This is a genomic window from Cedecea neteri, from assembly GCF_000757825.1.
In the GTDB taxonomy this organism is placed as follows: domain Bacteria; phylum Pseudomonadota; class Gammaproteobacteria; order Enterobacterales; family Enterobacteriaceae; genus Cedecea; species Cedecea selenatireducens.
On the sequence record NZ_CP009451.1, the window covers coordinates 492,051 to 509,965 of the forward strand.

Consider the following 17,915-nt stretch of genomic DNA (forward strand, 5'->3'; position numbering starts at 1 on the left):
TTCATTTTGCTTTTTGCAACGCAGTGTTAAGCCACGTCAGGCACTCATTGTTGGTGTAGCTATTGGTCAGCCCCACGTTGAGAAAGCGAGAATGGTATTCTGCCGCGACCACCTGTGGCGTAATGATGCCGCTAATCTGTGCAAGCTCGCCGACGGCATAGCGTTTTTCACCATAAACGGGGCGATTGGCGACGACAGCTATAACCTGCTCGCTTTGCGTGACGGCTTCACTCATCAAACTCGCGCTTGCCGCATTTCTCACGCTTAACGTGCCATCCTCGGCAATATGATCGACGGCAATGAGCGCGCGCGATGGGCGATAATGGCGAAGCGCAGTTAACGCCAGATCGCCTTCAACCAGGTTTCCTTCGCTGCTTAATACCCCCCCCAGCAGCACCGTTTCTCCTGTAAGAAACTCTTTTGCAAAAGGGACATGCGCCAAATCATTGATCAGCAGAGACAGGTCGCTAAAGCCCGCAATGAAAGGAATTACCTTCCGTAAGATTGCGCCAGAACCTAAAAATACCGTTTCACCTTCATCAATGAGCGCCGCAACCTGACGCGCCATTTCGGTTTCCAGCTCTTTATCTACCCCTACCGACTGTTCCCTCGGCGGTGCCGCTGACGCCCCCTGCTGTGCGGTATAAATTGCGCCACCAAACGAGCGTTTCAGATAGCCTTGCTGCTCCAGATAATTGAGGTCGTTTCGAATGGTGACCCCTGACACGGCAAGCATCTCCGCCAGATCATCCACTTTAATTTCGCCGTTTTTACGAACGATCTCTGCAATATCTAAGCGTCTTTTCAGCAGGCTGGTTGAGGGTTTTGCCACAATAAAGTGCCTTTTAAGTCATTCGAGTAATAACTTTCATTTTTAAATTTATCTTTTCCCTTGTCAAACACACACCCCTCTCGCGTCAAACAAAAAGACATAAAATCACTGTTTTTCAATGCATTAATAGATACCTTCGCGCCAACAGCACGTTTAAAAACGAAGAATATTAACGCCAGAAAACTTTCATTTGGTAAATAAAATCGTCGTTGTGTGGTTTCGATCACAGCGATTAAGCCATGCGATCGTTAAATTACTTTCAAAACGTAAGGCATTAATCGTTAATTTTTTATATTTTGAAACCAAAAGGAGCGGATATGTATATTATTTCCAGTAAAAACATGTTGTTAAAAGCCCAGCACCAGGGGTACGCCGTGCCGGCATTTAACATTCACAATCTGGAAACGATGCAGGTGGTGGTGGAAACGGCCGCTGAAATGCGTTCGCCGCTTATCCTGGCCGGCACGCCGGGGACCTATAGCTACGCGGGAACGGGCAACGTTGTAGCAATAGCCAGAGACCTGGCAAAACATTGGGATCATCCCCTGGCGCTGCACCTCGATCACCACGAAGATCTCCCGGACATTACCCGCAAAGTGCAGGCCGGGATCCGTTCAGTAATGATTGACGGTTCACATCATGCTTTTGAAGAGAACGTTGAGCTGGTGAAAAGCGTCGTTGAACTGAGCCATCGCTATGATGCCAGCGTAGAGGCGGAGCTTGGTCGACTTGGCGGCGTAGAGGACGATTTGGTCGTTGACGCGAAAGATGCGTTGTATACCAACCCGCAGCAGGCTCGTGAATTTGTCTCCCGCACCGGCATCGATTCGCTGGCGGTAGCTATCGGGACGGCTCACGGGCTGTATGCCGCCGAGCCGAAGCTCGATTTCGATCGCCTGGCCGCTATCCGTGAATGCGTGGATGTTCCGCTGGTGTTACACGGCGCTTCCGGTCTGCCTGAGGGGGATATTCGCCGGGCAATTTCGCTCGGCGTCTGTAAGGTTAACGTCGCCACCGAACTTAAAATCGCGTTCTCAGACGCGCTGAAACAGTACTTCATTGAGCAGCCTGGGGCGAACGATCCCCGACATTACATGCAGCCCGCCAAAGAGGCGATGAAAGAAGTCGTCCGTAAAGTCATTCATGTCTGTGGTTGTGAAGGGCAACTCTAACCAACGGCGCAAGGAGCAATGTCGTGATCCATACTCTGACTTTAAACACCGCCATTGATATGAATATTTTTTGTGGCTCTCTACAACCTTCTACCGTGAACCGCACCCAGCGCACGGAATACTGTCCTAACGGCAAAGGCGTTAACGTTTCTTTAGTCCTTAATCACTTTCGACAGCCGACCCACGTCATGGGCATATTTGGCGGATTTACCGGGCGCTATATTGTGGAGGAACTTAAAAAACAAAAAATCAACGTGACGCCTTCCTGGGTGCAGGCAGCTACACGGATTAATGTTTTTATTAATGACGGCAGCAATGAATATAAATTGGTAAACACCGGTGCCCCTATCGATGATGAATGTAAACAACAGATCATCCAGCATCTGGACTGCATCCGCCCCGGGGATTATTTAGTGATTAGCGGCAGCTTGCCGCCGGGTATTGAAAGCCTGTTTTATGCGGAAGTTATGTCGCTGTGTGAACAGCGCGGGGGAGAAGTCATTCTTGATATCAGCCATCCTGCACTGCGGAAATTACTTGAGCTTAATCCCCTGCTGATCAAACCCAATGACGATGAATTAAAAGAAATATTCAATCTTCAGGTGGAAAATACCCAGCAGGTACGCAACGCGATGCAGACATTGCATCAGTTGGGTGCGCGAAATGTGTTATTAACCCTCGGCGCAAAAGGACTCTATTTTTCCAACGGCAACGATCTGTGGTTTGCTTCCGCGCCGGAAGTGGAACTTGTCAGTTCAGCCTGCGCAGGGGACGCCGCGCTCGGGGCATTTCTCAGTCAATGGTTGAAGGGTGGAGACATCTCTGAGGCGTTGGCCCTTGCCAGCGCCACCGGTGCGGACGTCGCCGCGTCTGCCGGTCTGGGGAAACTCAATCGTCTGAAAGAATTATTACAACAGGTTCAAATCGTCCAATTATAAAGGCCCGATTATGAAAAAGATCATTGCCGTTACCGGCTGCCCTACAGGTATTGCCCACACATTTATGGCTGAAGAAGCCTTAAAAACTGCAGCAAAAAAATTAAACCTTGAAATAAAAATAGAAACAAACGGTGCTTCCGGCGTAGAAAATGAAATCACGCCAGACGATCTGAATGATATTTACGGGGTTATCATTGCCGCAGATAAAGACGTAAACGCCGAACGTTTTAATGGGCTCCCGGTTATTGAAGTGCCGGTTAAAGAAGCCATTCACCATCCGGTCGAGTTAATCAATAAAGTCGTCAGCGGGCAACTTTCCCTTCGTCAGGGAATATCCACCGTCCCCGCAGCAGAAAAGAAGAAATATGAACAAGAATCGTTCGGCAGACAGATTTATAAACATCTGATGAGCGGCGTGTCCAATATGCTGCCTTTCGTGGTCGCAGGCGGCATTCTGATTGCTATCTCCTTCCTGTGGGGGATTTACTCTGCTGACCCGAATTCCCCGCAGTATAACGCTATCGCGGCGACCTTAATGCAGGTCGGGCAGCAGGCGTTCTCAATCATGGTGCCGGTCTTTACGGCCTACATTGCGTGGTCGATTTCCGGGCGCGCGGGCATGGTAGCCGGGTTCGTTGGCGGCCTGCTGGCAAACGCGACGGGAGCGGGCTTTCTCGGCGGGATTATCGCCGGTTTCGCCGCCGGTTACTTTATGCTGCTTGTCCGCCGCCTGCTCGACGGGCTACCGCGCCAGTATGAAGGTCTAAAATCGATCTTCATCATGCCGCTCATTGGTGTGTTGGTGATTGGCGTGCTGATGGTGCTGCTCGGCAAACCCGTCGCGGCCATCAACAACGGCATGATGGGCTGGTTAAGCTCGCTGCAGCAGGCCAACCCTATCCTTCTCGGCATAGTTGTCGGGGCGATGTGTTCTTTCGACTTTGGTGGCCCGGTCAACAAAGCGGCGTACGTCACTGGAACATTGCTACTTGGCCAGGGGAATTTCTTCTTTATGGCCGGTGTTTCTGCGGCCTGTATTACTCCACCGCTGGTTATCGCTCTGGCGACAACCTTCTTTCCCAAAGGCTTTAGCGAAGAAGAACGCGCGGCCGGGATGGTGAACTACATTCTTGGCTGCACGCATATTACCGAGGGGGCAATCCCCTTTGCGGCGAAAGATCCGCTCCGCGTTATTCCAATGATGATGATCGCCTCTTCCATCTCAGCCGTGCTCAGCTACAGCTTGCACATTGAAGTGCCAGCCCCGCACGGCGGCTTCTTGATTCTTCCGCTGGTCAGCAAACCGCTCACGTGGGTGCTCTGTATTCTGGCGGGCTCCGCCTGCGGGGCAGTAATGCTGGGATCATGGCGGTTGTGGAATAGCCGCAAGCAACCCACCGCAGCTCTTCAGGCAGGAGGTCAGAATGCAACTCTGTGAACAGGATATTTTCATCAGCCATGAGCGCGTCGATAAGCTTACGGCGCTCCAGTTCGTCTGCGAAAAGTTAGTGGCGGCAGGCAATACAACGCCGGAATATTTGCAGGGAATGCTGGCTCGTGAAGCGCAGATTTCCACTTACCTGGGTCACGGCATTGCCATTCCCCACGGCACAGCGGACACCCGCCATGCGGTGCTCAACACTGGCGTAAAAGTGATTGTTTTCCCGCAGGGCGTGGACTGGGAAGAAGGTAATGTTGCGTTCATGGTAGCCGGGATTGCCGCAAGGTCGAACGAGCATCTCGATATTCTGCGCCAGCTAACCCGCGCATTGAGCGACGAGAGCGTGCCGCACGCGTTGGCGCAGGCAGCTACGCCAGCGGAGGTTTTAGCGATTCTGACCGGCAACAGCGCCGAAAACGCACCACACGAATCCCCCAGAGAAGGTGAACAGGCCACGTTTGTGATCCGTAATCCTCATGGGCTGCATGCCCGACCGAGCGCCGTGCTGGTGAAACTGATCAAGCAGTTTCAAAGTCGTGTCATCGTTGAAAATATCGACAACGCTGCCGGGCCCGTTGATGGCAAGAATCTGATGAAGGTGGTTTCGTTAGGGGCAAAAATGGGCCACCGTATGCGGTTTACCGCGAGTGGTACCGACGCCCGCCGGGTACTTGCTGCCATTGAGCAAGGCATTGACAAGGGACTGGGAGAAACGCCCTCCACCCGACCAGAACAACCGAAACGCAGCTGGTTAGCCCGTTTGTTTAGTTAATTTCACATGCCGGAGGTCGCTGGACGTCCGGCACTTCGTGATACCCGCGAGATCAATAATACTCCACCGTGTTTTTGATGGTGTAATGCGTGACGGTTGGCGGCGTGACGGAGTCATCCGTCATTTCCAGGTCACAGGACAGCGAGTTGAAATGGCTGTCGTAATCACAGGTTTGCTTCGCTACGCCGATGATTTTGCCGTTCAGGCTGGTGGTTGCGCTGTAATCCAACTTTTTCTTTTTATCGACCCCGGCTGTTGCCACGATGGCAAGCTCGCTGTCTTTTGATTTAGTCACCTTTCCCAGCGGATAGCCTTCGCTGTCGTATTTGTAGGTCACCAGCACGTCTTTGCCCTTCGCGGCTATCACAAAATCATTGTCGTCGGTGTCGTAGCTGATGCCTGCGGCGGGCAACTCTGCAAGCTGGCATTTGCCCTGCAGCCTCACCCGTTTTTCACGGCTGACTTGATCAACATAGTAGTTAGCGTCGAGCGCTAGCGAAGCGCCGCTGTTGTTTTCAAGATCGTGAAATTCCAGGCTGTCGAAGCACCCTTCCTCAGACAGCGAGCCGCTGACCCTTTTCAGCACCTGCCCCTGCTCATTCATCAAGGTCTGGCTAAAGTCTTTGACCGGGCCGCGCATAGGATCGAAATCGAACTCGTTAGAAAAACTGGCCATTTCCGGCGTGAACGCCTGCGGTGACGTCGAGTTGTCGCACCCGACAAGCCCTAAAGCCAGCGTACCGAGGATAATGATTTTCTTCACGTTTTGCCGCTCTCTTGTTTTCATGTCATAACATGATATAAGCAAATACAACACTTTACACTAGAAGCGCTATTCTTATAGAAAGGGTAACGGCAATGTTCATTGTTTCTTTAAGTCCGGCTTATGGTCTGATAAAAACAATGAATAATGTTTTCTGGTTTGCCCCAAACGGCCGAAAACCACGTTTTTCGGCCGTTTGACATCAAGCTTATAGTTCGCCTCAACATAAGGAAGAGATGATGAAACGTACCGTTTGGTTAAGCACGATACTGCTGATCGCTGCCGCCCCGGCGTTGGCCGCACAGGGCAGTTGCGAAAAGGTAAAAGCTGACATTCAGCAGAAAATTATCAATAACGGCGTACCGGAGTCAGGCTTCTCGCTCACCATCGTCCCGAACGATCAGGCGGATAAAGCCGGCGGTCAGGTCGTTGGTCACTGCGCTAACGATACGCAAAAAATTGTCTATACCCGCATTGCCGGCGGCGCCGCGCCGGAAAATGAACCGCAATAAACGTTGGCAGGGTGCCTGGCGCCCTGCTTCCCCCTGTATACCTGCCTATTTGCCTTCAACAGCCGCAACTTTGATTGGCGTTAATAACCTCTACTCCTAAATAAGTAACACTCTTCCCCCGAAAGAGCCCGTTAGCGGGCAGCCTTAGCAATCACCAAAACTCAAAACACAAATAATAACGTCTTCCACACGACAAAAAGTCATGGAGAGAGCGATGTCGAACCTCAATAATCCAGGCGGGATCAGCCGCCGTAGCCTGGTAAAATCTTCTGCAATTGGCGGCCTGGCGCTCGCCGCTGGCGGCATTTCTCTGCCTTTTGGCATGCGTAGCGCGGCAGCCGCGGTCGCTGACGCCCTGTCGCCGGAGAGCAAAGACAAAGTTGTCTGGGGAGCCTGTTCGGTAAACTGCGGCAGCCGCTGCGCCCTGCGGTTGCACGTTCGTGACGAGGAAGTCTTCTGGGTTGAAACGGATAATACCGGGCTGGACACCTACGGCGACCACCAGGTCCGTGCCTGCCTGCGCGGGCGCTCTATTCGCCGCAGGATCAACCATCCGGAACGCCTGAATTACCCGATGAAGCGCGTAGGCGCCCGAGGCGAAGGCAAGTTTGAACGCATCAGTTGGGACGAAGCGCTGGACATCGTCAGCGCCAGCCTGAAACAAACCGTCGAAAAATACGGCAACGAAGCGGTTTACATTAACTACTCTTCCGGCGTAGTCGGCGGGAACATTACCCGCTCGTCCCCTTACGCCTCATTGGTGGCTCGCCTGATGAACTGCTACGGCGGTTTTCTGAGCCATTACGGCACCTACAGCACCGCTCAAATCGCCTGCGCGATGCCGTATACCTACGGCAGCAATGACGGCAACAGCACGTCGGATATCGAAAACAGCAAGCTGGTCGTTCTGTTCGGCAATAATCCGGCGGAAACACGCATGAGCGGCGGCGGCATCACCTATTACCTTGAACAAGCCCGCGAGCGTTCAAACGCCAGAATGATCGTTATCGACCCGCGCTACACCGACACGGCCGCCGGTCGCGAAGATGAATGGATCCCCATTCGTCCCGGCACCGACGCGGCGCTTGTGGCGGGTCTCGCCCACGTAATGATTAGCGAAAATCTGGTCGATCGGCCCTTCCTGGATAAATACTGCGTCGGCTACGACGAGAACACCCTGCCGGCAAATGCCCCGCGTAACGGGCACTATAAGGCCTATATTCTGGGCGAAGGCGACGACGGCGTGGAGAAAACCCCGCGGTGGGCCTCCGCAATTACCGGCATTCCTGCTGACAGAATCATCAAGCTGGCGCGTGAAATTGCCGGTACAAAACCGGCCTACATTGCCCAGGGCTGGGGTCCGCAGCGCCAGGCTAACGGTGAGCTGACCTCACGCGCCATCGCTATGCTGCCGATTCTGACCGGCAACGTGGGCGTTAACGGCGGCAACAGCGGAGCTCGCGAATCCACCTACACCATTACCATCGAACGCATGCCGGTGCTGGAAAACCCGATCAAAACGCAAATCTCCTGCTTTAGCTGGACCGATGCCATCACCCGCGGCCCGGAAATGACCGCCAAACGCGACGGCGTGCGTGGCAAAGATAAGCTGGACGTGCCGATTAAGTTCATCTGGAACTACGCGGGCAATACCATCATCAACCAGCATTCCGACATTAATAAGACCCACGCCATTCTGCAGGACGACAAGCAGTGCGAGATGATTGTGGTGATCGAGAACTTTATGACCTCTTCGGCGAAATACGCCGACATTCTGCTGCCGGACCTGATGACCGTTGAGCAGGAGGACATCATTCCTAACGATTATGCGGGCAATATGGGCTACCTGATTTTCATCCAGCCCGCCACCGCGCCTAAGTTCGAACGCAAGCCTATTTACTGGATGATGAGCGAGGTTGCAAAACGGCTGGGCGGCGATGTGCATCAGGCCTTTACGGAAGGCAGAACCCAGCGCGAGTGGCTGCAATATCTGTACGCGAAAATGCTGGCAAAAGACCCGGCACTGCCCGCCTATGAGGCCCTGCGTGAGATGGGCATTTACAAGCGTAAAGATCCGGCGGGTCATTTCGTGGCTTACAAAAAATTCCGTGAAGATCCGCAGGCCAATCCGCTCAAAACGCCGTCCGGCAAAATTGAAATTTACTCCAGCAAGCTGGCCGATATTGCCGCCAACTGGGAGCTGGAAAAAGACGAAACCATCAGCCCGCTGCCGGTATATGCCTCAACGTTTGAAGGCTGGGACTCTCCGCAACGCAGCGAGTTTCCGCTCCAGCTGTTTGGCTTCCACTACAAATCCAGAACACACTCAACCTATGGCAATATTGACGTCCTGCAGGCCGCAGCGCGTCAGGAAGTCTGGATTAACCCGCTCGACGCCAAACGGCGCGGAATAACCAACGGCGACAAGGTCAGCGTGTTTAACGGGCGCGGTGAGGTGCGTATTGAGGCCAAAGTCACTCCGCGCATCATGCCTGGGGTTGCGGCGATGGGCCAGGGTGCCTGGCATAATGCCGATATGGGGGGCGATCGAATCGACCACGGGGCCTGCATCAATACGCTGACAACGCATCGCCCGTCGCCGCTGGCAAAGGGCAACCCGCAGCACACCAATCTCGTTGAGATTAAAAAGATCTAAGAAGGAATCAATCATGACCTCTGAACAACAACGCCTGTCGGCGGTAGCCCTTAGCGGCCGGGTGCTCGGAGCCCTGTTTTACCATGCGCCGAACCACCCGGACTGCGCCTCGCTTCTCGGGATGCTCTCAGCCCCTGAGTGGGTAAAAGAATGGCCGGTACAGGCTCCCGAACTTGCGGAAATAGCCTCGATGATGGCCGCAGGCCTGGCGGACAGCGACACGTCGGTAGGCGAAGAATATCAGCGCCTGTTTATTGGCCCGTACGCGCTGCCCGCGCCGCCCTGGGGTTCCGTCTATCTGGATAAAGAAAACGTGCTGTTTGGCGACTCGATGCTTGAGTTGCGCCAGTGGATGCGCGCGCAGGGCTTTGCCCCGCAAACGGAGCAAAACGAGCCAGAAGATCATTTTGGCTTAATGCTGATGCTGGCGGCCTGGCTTGCCGACCAGGGGCAACAGCCGCAGCTTGACGAGCTGCTTGCCTGGCACCTGCTGCCCTGGGCCGATCGTTATCTGAACCTGTTTACCGAAAACGCGGCGAATGATTTCTATCGTGGACTAGGTTTACTGGCCAGAATGACGCTTTCAGGCTGGCAGCAAGGCATGCTGATGCCCGTTGCCCGCAAAGAACTGCACTTCTAAGAATCCTGGACTTTCAGGAGGCCGGGCGCGACCGGTTTCCTGAAAAATCGCTGATTTCCTCACACCACAAATGTGACAACGTCACTTCACGTTAACATTTTTAAGACAAATCTTTACTTTTCTCCCTCAGACCAGAAGCCATAAGGCCTGGGCATTACTTTATCCGCTAAACCATTAGCCACTTAATTGTCCCCAAAGCTGGAATCCTTCCCGCTGCGTTGCTATAGCTCCAGACACCCTGCCGACACATGGCATAACAACAGGCCGCCCCTCCGGCGGCGATAACGCGTGCACCCAGGGAGACACACTGCAATGCAAAACGCATCCTTCGCAACACGGTTCCTGCTCGGACTGCTTGCGCTTTTTTTAGTGCTCGGTCTACTGGTTTGGGGCATCGGCCTCGACACCCTTAAAGCCCGCCAGGTCGATTTACTCTACCTCGGGCAGCAACACCTGATTCTGGTCTTCAGCTCTATGGCTCTCGCCCTGCTGGTCGGTATTCCCAGCGGGATTTTGCTCAGCCGACCTGCGGCTCGCCGCTGGGCAGAGTACGTCATGCAAATTTTCAACATTGGCAACACGCTGCCGCCGCTTGCGGTGCTGGCGCTGGCGATGGTTATCATTGGCATCGGCGACAAGCCGGCCATTATCGCCCTGTTCCTCGCCTCGCTGCTTCCCATCGTACGCAATACCTATGCCGGACTTTGCAGCGTTCCCCCCTCGCTAATAGAGGCCGCCAACGGGATTGGCATGACCAAAATGCAGCGACTGCGTCAGGTAGAAATCCCCAACGCCTGGCCGGTAATTCTTTCCGGCGTGCGTATTGCCACCGCCATTAACGTCGGTACCGCGCCGCTGGCCTTTCTTATCGGCGCGAGCAGCTACGGCGAGCTTATCTTCCCGGGGATTTACCTGAACGACTTCCCGACGCTGATACTCGGCGCCGTGGCAACGGCTCTGTTTGCCTTGATTCTTGACCTGGCGCTGGCCAGCCTGGGCCGGGTGCTCAGCCCCCACACAGCTCAATAACAACAATAAGGAGCGTTTATGAGACTGCTTTCACGCGTGCTGACGGCGGCGTTTGCCGCAGCATCACTTATCGCCTCACAGGCCCAGGCCGCGCCGCTGATTCTGGCGACCAAGAGCTTTACCGAGCAGCATATTTTGTCGGCCATGACCACCCAGTATCTGGCTAAAAAAGGGTTTCAGGTTACGCCCCAGACCAACATCGCGACGGTGATTTCTCGTAATGCGATGATCAATAAACAGATTGATATGACCTGGGAGTACACCGGTACTTCGCTGATTATCTTCAACCATATTAATAAGCGCATGACGCCCGAAGAGTCGTACAACACGGTCAAAAAGCTGGATGCAAAACTTGGCCTCGTCTGGCTTAAACCGGCCGAAATGAATAACACCTACGCCTTCGCCATGAAGCGCGAGCGGGCAGAAAAAGAAGGCATCACCACGATGTCGCAGCTGGTAGAACGCATCGAGCATATTCGCCAGACCGACCCGAAACATAACTGGATGCTCGGCCTTGATCTCGAATTCGCCGGACGCAGCGACGGCCTGAAGCCTCTGCAACAGGTTTACAACATGCCGCTGGACCGCCCGCAGATCCGCCAGATGGACCCAGGCCTGGTCTATAACGCCATCCGCGACGGTTTTGTCGATGCCGGTCTGATCTACACCACCGACGGCCGGATGAAGGGCTTTGACCTGAAAGCGCTGGTTGACGATAAGGGCTTCTTCCCAAGTTACGCTGTCACGCCCGTCGTGCGTAAAGACGTACTGGACTCTCATCCCGGGCTTGAAGAAGCGCTGAACACCCTTTCGTCCGAGCTGAACAATGAGGTGATAACAACCCTGAACGCCAAAGTTGATATCGACCATGAAACCCCGCAGCAGGTCGCTCGAGAATTCCTGCAGCAGAAAGGCTTGCTCTAAGGAGGTATCGTGGAAACGTTACACTATATGATTGATAACGCGGGGTATATTGGTTCCCTTACCCTGCACCACCTTTGGTTAGTCCTGATTGCCGTCGGCCTGGCCATCATCATTGGCGTGCCGCTGGGTATTCTCATCGTGCGTCATAAATGGCTTGCTACGCCGGTTCTGGGCTTTGCCACGATTTTGCTCACCATTCCGTCCGTGGCGCTGTTTGGCCTGATGATCCCCCTGTTTTCGCTGATCGGTCAGGGTATTGGCGTGGTGCCTGCCGTCACGGCGGTATTCCTCTATTCCCTGCTGCCGATTGTGCGCAACACTCACACCGCGCTGGACAGCCTGCCGCCGGGGCTGCGTGAAGCCGGACGCGGCATCGGCATGACGTTCTGGCAGCGCTTGCGCTGGGTGGAAATTCCCATGGCGCTGCCGGTGATTTTTGGCGGCATCCGCACCGCCGTAGTCATGAACATTGGCGTCATGGCGATTGCCGCCGTCATCGGCGCGGGCGGCCTGGGCCTGCTGTTGCTCAACGGCATCGGCGGGAGTGACATCCGCATGCTGATTGCCGGCGCGGTGATGATCTGCCTGTTAGCCATCGTACTTGACTGGCTGCTGCATCGCCTGCAGCTGCATTTCACTAAGTGGTAGCCCCACCGTGAAGCCGTATTCAAAGGAGAGTTAATAATGATAAAACTTGAAAATCTCACGCGACAATTTGTGCAGAAAAACGGCCAGACCTTTAACGCCGTCGACAACATCAGCCTGAACGTGCCCGAAGGAGAAATGTGTGTCCTGCTCGGCCCTTCCGGCTGTGGCAAGACCACCACGCTGAAAATGATCAATCGCCTGATAAAACCGACCGGCGGCAAAATCTTAATCAACGGCCAGGACACCAACGATCTGGATACCGTCACCCTGCGCCGTAATATCGGCTACGTTATCCAGCAAATCGGCCTGTTCCCGAACATGACGATCGAAGAAAACATTACCGTCGTGCCGCGCATGCTGGGCTGGGACAAAGCCCGCTGTAAAGAGCGCGCCAGCGAGCTAATGAGCATGGTGGCGCTCGACCCCAACCGCTTCCTTAACCGCTACCCGCGTGAAATGTCGGGCGGCCAGCAGCAGCGAATTGGCGTGATCCGCGCCCTCGCGGCGGATCCTCCGGTGCTGCTGATGGATGAGCCGTTTGGCGCGGTCGACCCGATTAACCGCGAAACCATCCAGAACGAGTTTCTGGATATGCAGCGCCAGCTCAAAAAGACGGTGATGCTGGTCAGCCACGATATTGATGAAGCGCTGAAGCTGGGCGACCGGATTGCGGTCTTCCGCCAGGGCAAAATCGTCCAGTGTGCCAGCCCGGATGAGCTGCTGGCGAAACCGGCCAATGACTTCGTCGGCTCGTTTGTCGGACAGGACCGCACGCTGAAGCGCCTGCTGCTGGTGCAGGCCGGGGACGTCACCGACCAGCAGCCTACCATTACGGCGCGAGAATCCACGCCTCTGGCGGAAGCATTCGCCACCATGGACGATAACGACATGCGTTCAATAACCGTGGTTGACGCCGACGGCAAACCCCTGGGCTTCGTTAAGCGTCGCGAAGCTCGAGGCACAACCGGCAGCTGTATCGACCTGCTTCATCCGTTCCGTGTAACAGGCCGCGCGGAGGAAAACCTGCGCATCGTGCTTTCTAAGCTGTATGAGCACAACATGGTCTGGATGCCGATCACCGATGAAGATGGCCGCTACAGTGGGGAAATTTCGCAGGATTATATTGCCGATTATCTCAGCTCGGGCCGAACGCGCCGGGCGCTGAATATTCAGCAGAGCTAAGCAACTTCATGCGCTGCCTCCCGGTGGCGCATTTTCTTTTTGAGCTTATCGGCGTTCTCCCCCACAATAGCGCCATTCCCCCGCCACCTTTTGCGCTATGCACCGTTTACACGCCTTTCCGGACATCAGAGAAATGCTTCGCCGCCTGGTGATTGCGATCTTTATTGGCCTGGCCTCCGCGCTGGTTGTGTGGCTATTTCGTCAGGCTATGTATCTGCTGGAAAACGTCTTCCTGGGCGACCACGGCGGCAGCCTTGTTGCGGCGGCGTCCGCGCTCGCGCCATGGCGACGCGTATTAACACCTGCGGCAGGCGGCCTGCTGGCCGGGCTTCTGCTATGGGGCTGGCAGAGAGCTACCCGCCAGCGCCCTTCTGCGCCAACCGACTATATGGAAGCCATTGAAACAGGCGACGGCAGGCTGGACGTTCCTTCCAGCCTGGTCAAATCCGCCGCATCGCTGATCGTCGTGTCAAGCGGCAGCGCCATCGGCCGTGAAGGGGCGATGATCCTGCTGGCAACGGTTTTTGCCTCCGTATTTGCGCAGCGCTTTACCCCAGACAAAGAATGGAAGCTATGGGTGGCCTGCGGAGCCGCCGCCGGGATGGCAAGCGCCTACCATGCGCCGCTGGCGGGCAGCCTGTTTATCGCGGAGATTTTATTTGGCTCGCTGATGCTTGCCTCGCTGGGGCCGGTGGTGATTGCCGCCGTCAGCGCCCTGCTGATGACCCACCTGCTGAACGGCGGCCAGGCCCCGCTGTACATCGTCACCCTGCTCGATCCGCCTTTGCCTGCCCATTACGGGCTTATGGCGCTGCTCGGGTTAACGGCGGGTGTCGCCGGGCCGCTCATGCTGTGGCTGCTGGCCAAAAGCAGCGCGCTATTTCGCGGTCTTCGGCTGTCGCCGCCGCTGCAGCTGGCGCTCGGCGGGCTGATTGTCGGCCTGCTCTCGCTGGTGACGCCAACCGCCTGGGGCAACGGGTACAGCGTGGTGCAGTCGTTTCTTTCCAGCCCGCCCGCGCTGCTGTTTGTGGCGGGCGTATTGCTGTGCAAGCTGCTGGCGGTGATGGCAAGCAGCGGCTCCGGGGCACCGGGCGGCGTCTTTACGCCAACGTTGTTTATGGGCGCGGCGCTGGGCATGCTGTTTGGGCAGATTTGCGGGCTTTGGGGTGGCGGCGAACCGCTGATTATCCTGCTGGGGCTAACGGGAATGGCGTCTTTGCTGGCGGCGACCACGCATGCGCCGATTATGGCGACGCTGATGATTTGCGAAATGACAGGGGAGTTTACGCTGCTCCCCGGTTTACTGCTGACCTGCGTTATCGCCTCAACGCTGTCGCGCTGGTTACGCCCGCAGTCGGTCTACCGTCAGAGCGTTGCGCAGCCTGGATAAATCGATATACGCGCCCAGCTCGCGCTGTTCTGCTCGGGGTAGATACGGTAGCTCACCGACCAGCGGCCCTGGCAGTTTCTTACTCAGCACCTCGATGATTTCCGCGTAGTGCGCCAGGCCTGGGTTAATGCGGTTAGCCACCCAGCCAATGAACGGCAGCCCGTCATTAGCAATCGCCTGCGCGGTCAGTAAAGCGTGATTGATGCAGCCTTCCTGAATGCCCACCACCAGCAGCACCGGCAGTTGCTCCTGAACAACCCAGTCAGACAGCGGGCGCAGATCGTTCATCAGGCTACGCCAGCCGCCCGTGCCTTCCACCACGACGTGGTCCATTTGGTCGGAAAGCCTTTGCAGCCCGCTCGACAGCAGCGAATAGTTAATCGGCCCGTGATGGCTGATGCTGCTCTCTTCTTCGCTCAGCGCAATGGGGTTAATGGCTTCGTAAGGCAGTTTGATCGTCGAGACGCTTTGCAGTACCAACGCATCCCTGTTGCGCAGCCCCTCTGGCGTCTCTTTACTGCCCTTCGCGACCGGTTTGTAACCGACGACGCTTTTCCCGCTGGCCGACAACGCCTGCAGCAAGGCTCGTGAAACCACCGTCTTCCCCACGGCGGTATCGGTACCTGTTATAAAGAAACGCTTAAGCATGACTGTCTCCCGAGGTAATGCTAGCCATATAAGTAAAGAGAAAAATTAACTCGGGAAGTCTAAAAGAATGGCGCTTTAGCCAGATTGAGATAGCGCAATTTTTGGTGAATCAGGGCCTAAGATTAGCCCTGCAGCAGGCGAATTAGTAAAGAGCCGTTATACATTGCGTCTTTAACCAGCGCCGCCCCGGCCATGGTGCCGCGGTTATTAAACTGTGTGCCTTCCACCACGGTGTGGCTGCTGTAGGCGGGTAAGGCCTGCTGGCGGATACAGTCGGTGATGGCCGGATGAAGGATCGCGGCGGCGCGATTAAGTGGCGAACCGATAAGGATCTTTTGCGGGTTAAACAGGTTAACCATGATGGCCAGAATGCGCCCAACGTTTTGCCCGACGCCGGTGATAATGTCTTTGGCCAGCAGATCACCGTTCAGCGCGGCGTCGCACAGCGATTCCACGCTCAGCGGCTGGCCGTGCAACATCGAGCCCATAGACTGGCTCATACGCTGCTGCGCCAGTTCCAGCACGCTTTCCACGCTGGCGATAGTTTCCAGACAGCCGTGGTTGCCGCAGTAACAGCGTTTGCCATACGGGTCGACCTGCGTATGGCCAATTTCCACCAGGCTGCTGCTGCCGGCGTGAAGCAGGCGGCCATCGGTGATAACCCCGGCCCCCACGTTATGATCAATCACTACCTGAATGACGTCTCTGGCTCCCTGAGAGGCGCCAAAAAGCCCTTCTGCCATGGTCCACGCGCTGATGTCGTGCTGGATAAATACCGGCACGCCGGTGTGCTTCTCCAGCGCCTCGCCCAGCGGCATATCGCAGATGTCGTAGAACGGCATGCGATGAATAATGCCGTGCACGGTATCAATAATACCAGGGAGCGTGATAGCGATGGCGGTAAGACGTTCGAGCTTATGCTGATGGCGAATAAAGAACTGGTCAACCTGGTAAACGATGCGTTCCAGCAGAGGCTGCTGGTCATCCGTCGGGAGGTCCACCGAGTCTTCTACCACCAGCTTGCTGCTGAGGTCGCGCAGGCCAAGGGAGATTTCGCCCCGGCTCAGGCGTATGGAGAGGTAATGCCACGCTTCGGTTTCCAGCATCAGGCCGACCGCAGGGCGGCCCCGGCTGCCGGGATCCTGGATTTCCGTTTCCTGTACCAGATGCGCCTCAATCATTTCTCGCACAATCTTGGTGATACTGGCCGGGGCCAGCTGCGCCAGGCGGGAAAGATCGATCCGCGACACCGGGCCGTGGGTATCAATCAAGCGATAAACAACGCCGGCATTGGTTTGTTTAATCTGATCGATATGGCCCGGTTGACTATCAGCAACCACGTGGTACTCCCTTTATTTTCGCGCTTCGAAATAAACTTTCAGGCTATGGTGAAACACTTCCCGCAGGGTCGTCAAATATTTAGGTAGGGATGTGATTTACCGCACATAATCCCGCCACATTAGGCCTATTTTAACGCCCAGGAGGCTTCGGTTAACAGCGCCGAGATACGCTTTGCCGCCTCCGACAGCTCCCGGTGCTTCGGCCAGACCAGCCAAAGTTCCGACTGCGCTTCCTGTTCGTCAATGGGCAGCCACACCACATCGCTCAGGCGAATGCGTTGAAACGAAGCAGGAAGAATCGATACCCCCAGCCCGGCAGAAACCAGACCAATGATGGTCATCGCCTCACCGACCTCCTGAGTGATGTACGGCACGATATGATGACGTCGGAGTAAGCCGATAATGTCGTCGTACAGCCCGGTACCAACGTGCGGGTCAAAGAAAACAAACGGCTCCTGCGCAAGCTGCTTAAGCGATACCGAGCGGCTGCTGGCCAGCGGATGGTCGCGATGAACCATCGCCAGCAGCGGTTCACGCAAAATCAGCGTCCAGTTCAGGGTATCCGGCAGGCGCGTATTACGCATTAGCCCCAGCTCAAGCTCGCCCTCATTCAAAGGGGCAATTTGCTCGCGGGTATTCACCTCACGCATCTGGAGATGCACGTCAGGGTAACGCTTGCGAAAGCGGGACAGGCTGTCTGAAACTGCTTTAATAAACGGCGCGGAGGACGTAAAACCGATACGCAGTTCGCCGGTTTCCCCCTGATGCAGGCGTGCGGCACGTGCGGCAGAGGCATCAACCTGACTGAGAATTTGCCGGGCATCGCTGAGAAACTGCTGCCCCGCCGCGGTGAGGTTAACGCTACGATTGGTGCGCGCCAGCAGTCGGGCACCGATTTGCTCTTCGAGGATTTGAATTTGCTGGCTAAGCGGCGGCTGGGAGATCCGCAGCCGGGCAGCCGCCCGGCCAAAATGCAGCTCTTCGGCGACGGCGACAAAATAGCGAAGATGGCGCAGCTCAATATTCAT

At 55.6% G+C, this 17,915-nt stretch carries 18 protein-coding genes; 12 read left to right on the forward strand and 6 right to left on the reverse strand.

Features of this window, described 5'->3' with window-relative positions; all coding sequences use genetic code 11:
* Position 1: 1 nt before the first annotated feature.
* Both JT31_RS02210 and JT31_RS23860 read right to left on the reverse strand, forming a co-directional pair.
* Positions 2 to 832 (reverse strand): DeoR/GlpR family DNA-binding transcription regulator, encoded by an 831-nt coding sequence (locus JT31_RS02210; protein WP_038472863.1) that lies wholly within the window; start codon positions 830 to 832, stop codon positions 2 to 4.
* Positions 805 to 1,059 (reverse strand): hypothetical protein, encoded by a 255-nt coding sequence (locus tag JT31_RS23860; protein WP_158399818.1) that lies wholly within the window; start codon positions 1,057 to 1,059, stop codon positions 805 to 807. Before JT31_RS23860 ends, JT31_RS02210 begins: the two co-directional genes overlap by 28 nt.
* A 90-nt stretch (positions 1,060 to 1,149) precedes the next feature.
* Between JT31_RS23860 and JT31_RS02215 the strand changes: the two genes are divergently transcribed.
* Genes JT31_RS02215 through JT31_RS02230 form a run of 4 tightly spaced genes read left to right on the forward strand, consistent with a single transcriptional unit; the run spans position 1,150 to position 5,155 of the window.
* Positions 1,150 to 2,004, forward strand: coding sequence for a tagatose bisphosphate family class II aldolase (locus JT31_RS02215; protein ID WP_038472865.1), 855 nt, complete (start codon positions 1,150 to 1,152; stop codon positions 2,002 to 2,004).
* A gap of 23 nt (positions 2,005 to 2,027) precedes the next feature.
* Positions 2,028 to 2,942: a 1-phosphofructokinase gene (gene pfkB, locus JT31_RS02220; protein WP_038472869.1), complete on the forward strand. Its 915-nt coding sequence runs from the start codon at positions 2,028 to 2,030 to the stop codon at positions 2,940 to 2,942.
* 10 nt (positions 2,943 to 2,952) lie between these two features.
* Positions 2,953 to 4,380: a PTS fructose transporter subunit IIC gene (locus tag JT31_RS02225; RefSeq protein WP_038472871.1), complete on the forward strand. Its 1,428-nt coding sequence runs from the start codon at positions 2,953 to 2,955 to the stop codon at positions 4,378 to 4,380.
* A complete protein-coding gene (locus JT31_RS02230; protein WP_038472874.1) occupies positions 4,367 to 5,155 on the forward strand; it encodes an HPr family phosphocarrier protein in 789 nt (262 codons plus the stop codon). The genes JT31_RS02225 and JT31_RS02230 overlap by 14 nt, the downstream gene beginning before the upstream one ends.
* A gap of 52 nt (positions 5,156 to 5,207) precedes the next feature.
* Here the strand turns inward: JT31_RS02230 and JT31_RS02235 are convergent, their stop codons facing one another.
* Entirely contained in the window at positions 5,208 to 5,918 is a 711-nt protein-coding gene (locus JT31_RS02235; RefSeq protein ID WP_200882465.1) for a YnfC family lipoprotein, read from the reverse strand.
* Between the two features lie 239 nt (positions 5,919 to 6,157).
* Here JT31_RS02235 and JT31_RS02240 point away from each other — a divergent pair, with 239 nt between their 5' ends.
* The 8 genes from JT31_RS02240 (at position 6,158) to clcB (ending at position 14,899) form a co-directional block, all read left to right on the forward strand.
* On the forward strand, positions 6,158 to 6,430 hold the full coding sequence (locus tag JT31_RS02240) for a DUF1161 domain-containing protein (protein WP_038472878.1): 273 nt from the start codon (positions 6,158 to 6,160) through the stop codon (positions 6,428 to 6,430).
* Between the two features lie 214 nt (positions 6,431 to 6,644).
* A complete protein-coding gene (gene ynfE, locus JT31_RS02245) occupies positions 6,645 to 9,086 on the forward strand; it encodes a selenate/tellurate reductase subunit YnfE (RefSeq protein ID WP_038472880.1) in 2,442 nt (813 codons plus the stop codon).
* A gap of 13 nt (positions 9,087 to 9,099) precedes the next feature.
* Positions 9,100 to 9,726 (forward strand): Tat proofreading chaperone DmsD, encoded by a 627-nt coding sequence (dmsD, locus tag JT31_RS02250; RefSeq protein WP_038472882.1) that lies wholly within the window; start codon positions 9,100 to 9,102, stop codon positions 9,724 to 9,726.
* A 312-nt stretch (positions 9,727 to 10,038) separates the two neighbouring features.
* A complete protein-coding gene (gene osmY, locus JT31_RS02255) occupies positions 10,039 to 10,755 on the forward strand; it encodes an osmoprotectant ABC transporter permease OsmY (RefSeq protein ID WP_038472886.1) in 717 nt (238 codons plus the stop codon).
* A gap of 18 nt (positions 10,756 to 10,773) precedes the next feature.
* Positions 10,774 to 11,679 (forward strand): glycine betaine ABC transporter substrate-binding protein, encoded by a 906-nt coding sequence (locus tag JT31_RS02260; protein WP_038472888.1) that lies wholly within the window; start codon positions 10,774 to 10,776, stop codon positions 11,677 to 11,679.
* Positions 11,680 to 11,688: 9 nt separating this feature from the next.
* The gene (gene osmW / locus JT31_RS02265) at positions 11,689 to 12,327 is read left to right on the forward strand and encodes an osmoprotectant ABC transporter permease OsmW (RefSeq protein ID WP_038472891.1); all 639 of its coding nucleotides are present in this window, start codon (positions 11,689 to 11,691) and stop codon (positions 12,325 to 12,327) included.
* A gap of 36 nt (positions 12,328 to 12,363) precedes the next feature.
* Entirely contained in the window at positions 12,364 to 13,509 is a 1,146-nt protein-coding gene (gene osmV, locus JT31_RS02270; protein WP_038472895.1) for an osmoprotectant ABC transporter ATP-binding protein OsmV, read from the forward strand.
* Between the two features lie 97 nt (positions 13,510 to 13,606).
* Positions 13,607 to 14,899 carry a voltage-gated ClC-type chloride channel ClcB gene (clcB, locus tag JT31_RS02275; protein WP_038472898.1) on the forward strand — a complete coding sequence of 431 codons (1,293 nt, stop codon included), beginning with the start codon at positions 13,607 to 13,609 and terminating at the stop codon, positions 14,897 to 14,899.
* Here the strand turns inward: clcB and bioD are convergent.
* The 3 genes from bioD to JT31_RS02290 form a co-directional block, all read right to left on the reverse strand.
* Complete coding sequence (gene bioD, locus JT31_RS02280) at positions 14,852 to 15,547, reverse strand: dethiobiotin synthase (protein ID WP_038472900.1); 696 nt, start codon at positions 15,545 to 15,547, stop codon at positions 14,852 to 14,854. The two genes, clcB and bioD, sit on opposite strands and share 48 nt — an antisense overlap.
* Before the next feature lie 122 nt (positions 15,548 to 15,669).
* Positions 15,670 to 16,887 (reverse strand): sugar metabolism global transcriptional regulator Mlc, encoded by a 1,218-nt coding sequence (gene mlc, locus JT31_RS02285; RefSeq protein WP_038472904.1) that lies wholly within the window; start codon positions 16,885 to 16,887, stop codon positions 15,670 to 15,672.
* A 125-nt stretch (positions 16,888 to 17,012) separates the two neighbouring features.
* Positions 17,013 to 17,915, reverse strand: coding sequence for a LysR family transcriptional regulator (locus JT31_RS02290; RefSeq protein WP_038472907.1), 903 nt, complete (start codon positions 17,913 to 17,915; stop codon positions 17,013 to 17,015).